2 protein-coding genes are annotated in these 1,595 nt (G+C 61.1%); one reads left to right on the top strand and one right to left on the bottom strand.

The features are described 5' to 3' along the window. Positions 1 to 2 precede the first annotated feature (2 nt). The gene (locus tag EOA33_RS35060) at positions 3 to 947 is read left to right on the top strand and encodes an adenosine kinase (RefSeq protein ID WP_245482537.1); all 945 of its coding nucleotides are present in this window, start codon (positions 3 to 5) and stop codon (positions 945 to 947) included. Positions 948 to 1,411: 464 nt separating this feature from the next. Here the strand turns inward: EOA33_RS35060 and EOA33_RS39965 are convergent. Further along, positions 1,412 to 1,595: hypothetical protein (locus tag EOA33_RS39965; protein ID WP_210212645.1), on the bottom strand; the 184-nt coding region annotated here is incomplete at its 5' end.

Raw genomic sequence — 1,595 nt, forward strand, 5'->3', positions numbered from 1 at the left:
TCATCGCGCAGTGCGACGAGGCTTTTCTCGAAACCAACGGCATCATCAAGGGCGCGATGAACCTCATCGACGCCAAGCGCGCCGAGCTGCTCTACAGCCGCATGGGACCGGCGATCGAGGCTTCCGGCGGCAGCGCCGGCAACAGCGCGGCCGGCGTCGCCTCCTTCGGTGGACGGGCCGCTTTCTTCGGCAAATTGTCGAACGACGCGCTGGGCCAAATCTACACGCACGACATCAAGGCCCAGGGCGTGGCCTTCGATACCAGGCCGCTCGCGGGCGAACCGCCGACGGCACGCTCGATGATCTTCGTGACGCCCGACGGCGAGCGTTCGATGAACACCTATCTCGGCGCCTGCGTCGAGCTTGGCCCAGAGGATGTCGAGGCCGACAAGGCCGCTGGCGCCAAGGTGACCTATTTCGAGGGTTATCTGTGGGATCCGCCGCGCGCCAAGGAAGCCATCCGCCAGACCGCGAAACTGGCGCATGCGGCGGGCCGCGAAGTGTCGATGACACTGTCGGATTCCTTCTGCGTCGACCGTTATCGCGACGAGTTCCTCGAGCTGATGCGTTCGGGCACCGTCGACATCGTCTTTGCCAACAGCCACGAGATCAAGTCGCTCTACCAGACCGCTTCCTTCGAGGAGGCGCTGGCCCAGATCCGCAAAGACTGCAGAATAGCCGCCGTGACGCGCTCGGAAAAAGGCTCGGTCATCGTGCGCGGCGACGAGACCGACACCATCCAGGCGACAAAGATCAAGGAACTGGTCGACACGACCGGTGCCGGCGATCTTTATGCCGCCGGCTTCCTTTACGGCTACACGACCGGACGCAGCCTCAAGGATTGCGGCCACCTCGGCTCGCTGGCGGCCGGGCTGGTGATCCAGCAGATCGGCCCCAGGCCACGGCAGAATTTGCGCCGCGAGGCTGAGCAGGCGGGGTTACTGTAACAAGCATATCCGGGATCAATGAAACGATTGTGAGTTGACTCAGGCTTGGTCGCTACCCTGGGATAGTCCGCCTGAAGCCCATCTCGCATGATATTCGTCCGGCAGTTCACCGACGGTACCGGATATTCGAAACCTAGCTGATACGACATCGGCGGGAATGCAGGCGAATCTTTCGCCTGAGGAAATAAGCGCGGGCGAGGCCTGTCGCCGCCGGATCTACAGGGGTGAGACGGCCGGCTTGAGGCCAGTCGTTGTCCAGGTCAGCCGCGCCCGCGTAGGTGTGCTTCGATGCTAGGACGATTGCAGCGCCCGCCGTGGGATGTCAATAATCGGCGATTAGTTAGTGCGATGCGGATAGATTGGCCTTGTCAACATCGCCAGCGAGTTCCGTCACTGCCAAATCACCTTACCATCTCGGGGCATCCTGCCCTGCAGGCGCCCCCACGAGGGTTGCGCAACGTACTTCAATGGACTCCTGTCAGGCAACCTTCACGCCCAAGAATAAGGCGTTTTGCAGTGCCGCTTGCCTCGCCGGTCAGGAGAATCTGAATGTCATACGCGTAAGTCCGACAGGGTCGTCCATAGGCTAAGCCCACTCGACATGATTCTTTTTTGAAAGTTTCAGAAACAGATCGACCCAGAATCGAT

This window comes from Mesorhizobium sp. M4A.F.Ca.ET.050.02.1.1, assembly GCF_003997725.1.
Taxonomy (GTDB): Bacteria; Pseudomonadota; Alphaproteobacteria; order Rhizobiales; family Rhizobiaceae; genus Mesorhizobium.